The organism is Streptomyces sp. NPDC079167 (assembly GCF_040686735.1).
GTDB lineage: Bacteria > Actinomycetota > Actinomycetes > Streptomycetales > Streptomycetaceae > Streptomyces.
Window position 1 is genome coordinate 1 of the sequence record NZ_JBFBLO010000043.1, and the last position, 8,388, is coordinate 8,388.

Sequence of the window (8,388 nt, forward strand, 5' to 3'; positions counted from 1 at the left end):
GCCGCCCACACCCTCACATCACCAGGTACCCCACCCATAACCAGCCCAACGACCAACCTGGCCACCAGTCACGCCAAACGCCGTTGCAGTACTAGAACACGAGCTGGTCCGGATGCCGCTTGGGCCCTGAATGCCGGGTCCGGCGCTCGATCTTGGGCAGCAGCGGCTCTACCACTGCCCACAGCTCGTCATCGACTTCCCACGGATTGGGACGAGCCACCCCGCACACCTTGGTCTTCTTCGCCGCGCACAGCCCGTCGTGGTCGAGCACCGCAAACCGGTGAGCCGGATCGACATCGACCGTTCCGGCCGCGCAGCACCTGCGGAGCATCTGATGCGGTGAGCTGCTGCAAGGCAACGGTGTGGTGAGCCACAATGACACTGTGGAGGACCTACAACCGGCGTGAAGGTCGTTGCTGTCGCCTCTGATGCCCTCTGCGGTGGCCAGCCGGCGGCCGGACGCCTTTGGACTACGTAACATCAGCGAGGACAGGCCAATCAGCCGCACGCGCTCTGATCAGGCAGAACGTCATTCGGCGGCACGACCAGGCACCACGTAGCACGAACGCTCACGGTCTTGTAATGCGTAGGTCGTCGGTTCGCATCTCCGACCAGGCTCCAGAGGGAGTCCAAAGTCGGTGACGTCTTGGGGTGATCCATGGAGCCATGGCTTCCATGTACCCGACGACGGGACTCCGTGGCTCGTCTCTACCCACGCTGAGGGAACCTTTTTGCTGAGGCGCTCGCTGGGTGCGTCCGCACAATGAATGGGCCGGTTCCTGCCCGTCGAGGCAAGCCGACGACGGGATGGCGCGTCCCTTGCGCCTGCTGGACCGACACCAGAAACGACGGTCGGAGTCTTCCCAGACCGGCCTTGCCGCCTCCTGCTGCGCCACCGTGGAGTCGGAGCCATCGGCTATCCCAGCTACCGATTGCAGAACCGGCTCAAGATCATCGAACACGAGACTGACTCATCATGTGTGGACTCATTGGCAGAGTGCTGCTGCGGTGAAGGTGCCGTGGTCGATGTAGGTCCGCTTGTCACGTCTACTACGTGACGGCGGTAGCCCCGCCTGGGTTTCGTAGATCATGTGAATTCCATTCACTACTTCTCTACTCTTGGTGACCTGTCGTGCGCTGCCGCCCAGATCTCGTGGGCGCCGTGGACGATCACAGCAGTTACGGGGAGAAGGATCTTGTGGGGCTGCACACGGGACAGGGAATGCTGTTCGGCGAGGCGTACGGCCGTATTTCGATTGGTGTTGGTGGCCTCCCGCCCGGTGTCAGCGCAGTTACGGTACCTGTCAGGCGATCCAGAGAGGACCGGCTACCTAGAGACCGTCACGGGCGCCTAAGGGTGCACGCAGTGGACCTCGTCCCGGATTGTCCTGCCGACTTGTTCGAGCCCCCGTCCGTGTTGTCCTCTGCCGACCTGCTGTGGGTGCTCGCGGCGGAGCGCCGCGCGTGGAGCACGGTGGTGGGTCGGTTCAGAGAGGACGCCATGCATGTGGCGACCGATCTGGTGCGAAGCGGCGGTGTGGTGCTGCGCTGCGAGGTGGACGAGTGGGTGGCGCTCGGTGCCCCCACTCAGTGGCGACTGTCCCAGGCGTGGTCCCTCCAGGCGGAGGACCGCATTGCCGAGCTTCGCGGCACCCGTGAACCGCGACGTGCCCGCGCCGAGCTCATGGAGGTGATGGAGCCGCTGGAGCAGTTGTCCGCAGAGCGCTTACTGCTGGCAGCGGTAGACCCTGCCGCCGGACTCGTGGTGCCCGCAGGCAGCCGGACGGCGGCGAAGGCGTGGTCCGTATACGAGGCCGGGATCCGAGCGGGCGCCTCCTGGTGGTCCCTCCGGGCTCAAGGGGAGGAAGAGGTGACCCTCAAGCAGCTTGCGGCGCTCGCGTTGGGTGGCTCCAAACGGTGGACAGCACAGCAGCAGGCAGCGTTCGCGAACCTGGTGGGGTTGGAGTTCGAGGAGGCGGTGCACGAGGAGGACACCGCACTTCGCGTCAAAGGCCCGTTGTCATGGCACATCGGTTCAGTGGCCGCCGACGCGGCGGTGGCCCAGCCATGGGTCGGTCTTCCCGCCAACAGCCTGCGCCTGCTCGGGAATGCTGTCTGTAATGCCGTGGGTGTGCTGGTGGTGGAAAACTCGGACACCTTCGGAGTGGTCTGCCGCCGTCTGCCGGAACTGACGTCGCGTTGGCTCTGCGTGTGGGGCAGCGGATATGCCACTGACCAACTCGTGGCGGTCCTCGACTGGCTGTCGCCGCTTCCGGTTGCTGCCTGGTGCGACCTGGACGCCGATGGCATCGCGATCGTCGACAACCTGTCGCGGCGTCTGGGCAGACCAGTGCACGCCGTGGGGATGTGTGTGGACGAGTGGGAAGCAGGCCCCTACCGACAGCGCCAGAAGCCGGAGGAGGAGAGGGAACGCGACCGCCTTCTCGCCGCCGAGCTCGCCGAGCGGGTGGACGGTGATCTCCGCAAACTCGCCCTCGCCATTGCGGCGAGCGGGGAGTCCCGGGAGCAGGAGACCCAGTACACCTCGGTCCTACCCGGTCTCCCGTCGGTCTTGGAGCAGTTTGCTGAGCGGCGTCTGTCCTGGCCCGGCCAGGAGACTGCGCGGTGAGCGAGACTCAGCTCTCCTGGGACGACGCCGAAGATGATGAGGCGATGCTCGCGCCGGCCGACCGGCTCTCAAATTGGCGTGCGTTTGTGGCTCCACTGGCAGCACATCGTGAGGTGGTCGTCAAGGACCCGGACGCGGTGCGACTGGCGAGGGATGTGGTAGCGGTTTTCGCCGAGCATTCCGCCCTCAGCGGGCTCACCCGTGCCCAGTTGCTGGACCTACTTGGCCCGGCGGGTCGAGGCTGGCCCGTGCCCGTGGTCGAGTCCCGCCTCGGTCTGCTGATCGACATGGGCTTCCTGGAACCGTACCTGCTCAAGGCCCACCAGGATCGCTACGTCGTGCGCCCGGCCGGTCTCGCAGGCGCCTTCGCGGCCGAACGGCTGTCGTTGTACGGCGGCGTGGACGAGTTGGTCGGACTACTGGATCGTACCCGCGAACTATTCGAGCTCGCTGATCCTGACCCGGTAAAGGCATTGGAGGCACTGCAGGACTGCCGACACGGTCTGCTGGTGTTCGCGCTCGACCTACAGCGACAGGTCGTGAACGCGACTCTGGGTGAGCTGATCCGCACTCAGCGGCGGCACGACCGAACCGACTTCCCCGAGCAGGTGGTCGCACTGAATGGCCTGGTCACACGCGCGTTCTCCGGCCACCTGGTGCTCGAAGACGCGGCAATCGCCCTGATCGAGGCTGCCCAGTTCTACCGCCAGGCACTGCTCGCCGCCGTCGGGAAAATTCTGGACAACGGCGGCGGAAGCCTGAACCTCGACGTGCTCACTCCCGCCGAGTACCACCAGCTCACTCGGACAGCCGGAGTGGAGCAACTGGGCCACTTTGGAGACCGGCTCGTCTCGGACGCTCCGCCGCCGTGGGTTGACGGCCAGGCGATCGTGGACACGGCTGCCGAGTTCGCGCCGTCATCACCGCCCAAGGGCCGGCCGACGTCGCCGGAGGCCCGGGGGGACAGCCGGTCGGACCCCTTCGCCGCGCTGGAGGAGGCAGAAGCTCACGAAGCCGTCCGGCGGCAGGTGTTGGTGGAGGACCTGCTGGCGGGACTGGCCGAGACCGACGTCACCGCCCTACTGGAGGACCAGGGCTGGCCCGCTGCCGCGCGCACCCTGGTAGACCTGCTGGCCTGCGACGAGGACCCCGAGGTTCCGGTGCGCGTGGAACTGGCCGTTCCGGTGCGCGTCGACAGCACCGCCACGATCACCTATCTCCACCAGGTGACCCTCCACATCTCCCCAGGATCGGGAGATGGCGGATGACGCACGATATCGTGCACCGGACAGCCCTGCTGCTCGCAGCCCTTCGGGCTGAGGGCCAGGCCGAGTGCCCGACCGATGCTGCAGTGATAGAAGGGGCGGCACAGGCCGCCGCACTGGCGGGCAGGACAGTGCTCCAGTTCGACGATGCTGACCACGCGCAAGCGGTGGTGCGCCTCGGATGGCCGGCGGGGAACGCCCCGAACGAGGACCATCTGGGCGGTCAGCTGCCTCCTCCACTATCCCGCATCATCAGGCTGGTGTTCGCGGTGTGCCTGCGAGCGGCCTGGCCCGATCCGTCGCTCCCGCCATACCCGGGGCACGTCTTTGATGCCAACCTGGTCGCTCACACCTGTCTTGACCTGGGGGCCCGGGCAGACAGGATCGCGGCCGCACTCGACCGGGTGCTCCCCGGCCACGGCCTGATCGCCGGCACTGGCGCCCAGTCGTACCTGGGCCCGGCGGTGGCTGCGCTGCCCGGACCAGTGAAAGCCGCGCTGCGAAGAGGGCACCACCAGCTGCCACGGCTCGTCTCAGACAGTGACCAACCACGCGCAGAGGCGCCGGTATCTCCCCCGGCGGACCTGACCGCCCCAGACCAGCCCCCGTCCAGCAGCCTCCAGGTCGCACGGTCCCTGGTCACCGCTCTGGAGACCGCGCACGGCCCGCTCACCGCCCGTGAAGTCGGCGCACTTGCAGATCCCGGTACCAGGGCGCAGGTCGAGGAGATCCTCGCTGGCACGGGACGTTGTCTGGTCCGTACTCCCAGCGGCACCTGGACCACCGGCTACCGCGACGCTGTCGCTGCCGAGTTAAGCGCCGCGGGGGTGGGGACCCTGAGCAGCGCGGAACGTGCCGTCCTGGCGCTGGTCCTAGTGCACACCGTCGCCCTACCGCGTGCGCTGGGACGCCACCCGCACGACCAGTGGGACAGCCGCAGGCAACCGGTCACCGTGACCGAACTGGCCCGCAACCGCAAGTTGGCCCAGACCACCATCCGGCAGGCGCTTCGCACCCTCAACGCTGCCGGGATGGTGGACACTGCGGGCCCCGGCAACTTCGTTCCCGGCCCGGCCCTCCAACGCTTGAGCCCTGCACGCGTCAGTGCCCTGTGGGAGGACTTGATCATCGCGGGACGCCCGGACGGCCACCTGGCCCGCGCAATCCTCGAACGTCGGGCAGCCGAGAAGGCGGCCCCTACGCACCGGGAGTCACCATGACGGCCGACCCCACAACCGGCACCCCCACCGGGATCATCGGCGTCCGACCGCTGGTCGCCGTCCAGACGTTCGGGATCGCACGGTTGACCAGCGACCCGGTCGCGCTCATCCCGGGAACCTTCGTTGCCGTCACGGGTCGTGGACCAAAGGACTCCAACGAATCGGGCAAGACGAGCTTCCTGGCAGCGGTGTCCCTGCTGCTCGGCGATCCGGAGTGGCAGGCCACCGGAAACGGCATCGCCAACACCGCCACGCTGCTGTTTGAACCTATCGTCGCCGGGGCGTCTGCGCAGCTCGTCGGGGCTGCGGACCGAGGCTACGTTGTGGGCCTGTTCGCCGAGGCAGGAGAAACCCAACCGCACACCGTCTGGCTCCAGATCAGCAGCGAAAGGCCGTACCTGCAAGCCCGTCATCAGCCAGGCATCCACCTGCTGACGGAGGGTGACGACGGCGAACGCCACCGGGCGGCACCGGAGTTCTTTCGGCAGCTCGGCGGTCGTCCGCTCGGTTCCGGCGAGTATGCACAGCACCTGTATGGACGCTCGCCGAAGGTGCTCGCCTACGTCGCCTCGCGCGGTCAGGTGCGGTCACGGCCCTCGCTTCTCAAACTGGAGGCGGCGACATACACGCCGGACCGCATCGGAGAGGCCCTGCTGACGCTCTCGGGCCGGTCGAGCGTCCTGGAGCGCGACGGACAGCAACGTCATGAACTGGCGGTCCGCCGGGAGGACTACAATCGTGCGATCACCCAGCACGACACGGATCTCGCCCGCGAGGACCAGCTCCTCGAAGCTGTGGCGCTGCGCGAAGACCTGCGCACCAAGGTGGGCAGTGCCCTGGCCGACCAGCGGTCGTGCCTGGCCCGGTCTGTGCTGGACGCCGTCGCAAGGCAGCGCAGCGCCGAAGCATTGCTCCCTGCTACCCACGCGCTCCTGGAGTTGGCCCGTGGCACCCGGAGAACGCTTCGAGGGGAACGCGTCGCCTACGAGGACGTCCGGGCGCTGGAGTCAGCAGTACGTGCCGCCGGCGAGGAGCACCGGCAGACGCAGGAGGCATGGCGCGCCTGCCAAAAGGACGAACTCACAGCTGAGCGGGACCTCACCGACGCCGAAGCAGACCTCGTCGGGCTGCGCGAATTGGCGGGCCGGCATGCAGGCGAACCTGTAACCGTCTTGACTGCGCGCCTCGCGGCCCTGCGCGACGAGGTGGAGGACGCACGAGTTGGCCAGCGCATCGCTGAAGGCGACGCCACCAACGCTGAGCAGGAGCTTGCCAAGGCAGCGCTGGGGCAGGCGGGCAGGGTCGGCGAGCTCATCACCGCCCTGGGGCACGTGGGCATCGACGCGGCCGGACTGTACGACCGGACCGAGGTCGACCCCTCCGCACGGGACCTGTGGGAGGCAGTCCTGCATCCGTGGCGGGAGGCCGTCTGCGTACCCCGAAGTGCGCTAAGCGCAGCGGTCGATGCCCTCCGGGACCATCCGGGAGCCGTTCTGGTGGCCTCTACTGCCGTCGGCATCGTCGGCGGGGACTCCTCTGACAGCCCCGCCCTGCCAGCCGGCATTCTCTCCGCCCCCGAGTCCGCCCGCAGCTTCCTAACCGCCCTGTCAAGACAGGGCGACTGGACAGGCGAACCGCCGCACGCCTCCATGCCCCGGCTCGGCGTCCATGTCGTCGGCGCGTTTCCCGAACCGCTACTGGGCCGTGAAGCGATCTGCGCCCACCTGCGCAGTCTGCGGGACGCCGCCCTCAAGAGGATGACTGATCTAAGCACCCTCCTCTCCGGTCTCGCTACGAGGATCGGCGTCACGGAGGCCCAACTCGCCTGCGCCGTAGCCGTCGAGTCCATGCCCGCCGCGATCGCGAAGCACGATGCGGTGCTGCGCACCCTCACAGCGATCCGCGCCGCCCTGCCTGATCTCAAGAAACGGACCGACACCGCAGCGGACCTCGTCACCACAGCGAAGGCGGCCGTCGCCAGCCGCGAGCAGCGCATCCTCGCGCTTGACCGGGACATCGCCAGCACGGACAAAGAGATCAAGGAGCTGGAGGAGCGTCTCACGGTCCTCACCGGATCCGCAGGAACCGAGCAGACCGCACGCGCTATCGGCCTGTTTGGCGGCGACGAGGAGACCGCCCGGACAGAGCTGGGATGGCCGGCCGTCTGGCTCCCAGAGGGCCATGCCGAACTCCTCACCGAAGCCCCTACTCCGTTAACTGCTGCCTCTCCCGGGCCGCCCGCCGAGTACCGCAGCGCCGCCGATCTCCGTCGGACTGTGGTCGGCACGGTCGACGTTTGTCGTACTGTCCTGCGGGTGGAAGCCCGCACCAAGGGCTACCCCACCCACGCGTTGGCCCGCGCTGCCGAGATGCACGAGGCCGCCCCAGATGTGCGTACCCAGCCCACCCTCCGCGCACTCGCTGACTGGCTCGACGACACTGCGGACGCCGACGCCGCAGCGGAGTCGGAAATCGCTACCCTGAGGCAAACCCGCCAGCGGCAACAGGACTTCATCGCCTCGTCTGTCGACAAGCTTGGCGAACAGCTGCAGAACACTCAGGCGGTCATCATCCAGCGAGTCAGCATCGCGCTCGACAGCATCGCCACCGCGTTGAACCGGCTCGACCGAGGCTCCCAGGGATTCGGCGCTGACCTCACGTACCGCATCGACCCCCCGGCAGGAGCCGACCACCACTGGCGTTGTTCCGTCACCCCGCGGTGGCGGCGCAACCCCAACGGGCCGCTGCTTTCCTACGACACGGTCACCAACACCGCGCAGGAGAAGCTGTTCTCCATCAACCTCGTACTGGCGGCACTGCTGGCAGCCCCTCACCCCCAGGGACGGGTACTCATCCTGGACGAGCTCGGCGACTCGCTCGGCAAGGAGCACCGCCGAGAGGTGCTCAGCGCCATCAGTAGCGTCGCCACCGAATACGGCATCACCGTCCTAGGCACCTGCCAGGACACCATCCTGAAAGACGCAGCACCGGTCTGCGGAGAAATCCTCTACTTCCACTACCCCTCGAAGTCGGAATATTTAAACCTCCCCACCCGCATGTATGGATTCGACGAGAACTCCCTCCGCGTCGAACTGACCGCGGAACGGCTCCTGCGCCACCCCGGCTGAGCTCGCAGTGCAAGACGGGCGTCTCCTGGACGTGCGGTAGTTGGTGCCCATCTAAAGGTTGTTGCAGAACGTCTGGGATAGGGCATTCCTCTTGTATGGGTGGGGTGTTGCGGGCTGAGCCGTTGTGGGTGGAGACGTTCACCGGC

At 67.3% G+C, this 8,388-nt stretch carries 4 protein-coding genes and 1 pseudogene; 4 read left to right on the plus strand and 1 reads right to left on the minus strand.

The features are described 5' to 3' along the window. Positions 1-103 precede the first annotated feature (103 nt). Positions 104-220, minus strand: a pseudogene (locus tag AB0P41_RS35740) (IS5/IS1182 family transposase); the annotation flags it as partial. A gap of 1,146 nt (positions 221-1,366) precedes the next feature. On the opposite strand from AB0P41_RS35740, the gene AB0P41_RS35745 reads away from it, so the two are divergent. The 4 genes from AB0P41_RS35745 to AB0P41_RS35760 are packed head-to-tail and all read left to right on the plus strand — an operon-like array spanning position 1,367 to position 8,242. Further along, positions 1,367-2,629 carry a Wadjet anti-phage system protein JetD domain-containing protein gene (locus tag AB0P41_RS35745; protein WP_356714511.1) on the plus strand — a complete coding sequence of 421 codons (1,263 nt, stop codon included), beginning with the start codon at positions 1,367-1,369 and terminating at the stop codon, positions 2,627-2,629. Beyond that, positions 2,626-3,897 carry a hypothetical protein gene (locus tag AB0P41_RS35750; protein WP_356714512.1) on the plus strand — a complete coding sequence of 424 codons (1,272 nt, stop codon included), beginning with the start codon at positions 2,626-2,628 and terminating at the stop codon, positions 3,895-3,897. Before AB0P41_RS35745 ends, AB0P41_RS35750 begins: the two co-directional genes overlap by 4 nt. Beyond that, positions 3,894-5,114, plus strand: coding sequence for a helix-turn-helix domain-containing protein (locus AB0P41_RS35755; protein ID WP_365936171.1), 1,221 nt, complete (start codon positions 3,894-3,896; stop codon positions 5,112-5,114). The genes AB0P41_RS35750 and AB0P41_RS35755 overlap by 4 nt, the downstream gene beginning before the upstream one ends. Next, positions 5,111-8,242: a hypothetical protein gene (locus AB0P41_RS35760; RefSeq protein ID WP_356714514.1), complete on the plus strand. Its 3,132-nt coding sequence runs from the start codon at positions 5,111-5,113 to the stop codon at positions 8,240-8,242. The genes AB0P41_RS35755 and AB0P41_RS35760 overlap by 4 nt, the downstream gene beginning before the upstream one ends. The last annotated feature ends 146 nt before the right edge of the window (positions 8,243-8,388 follow it).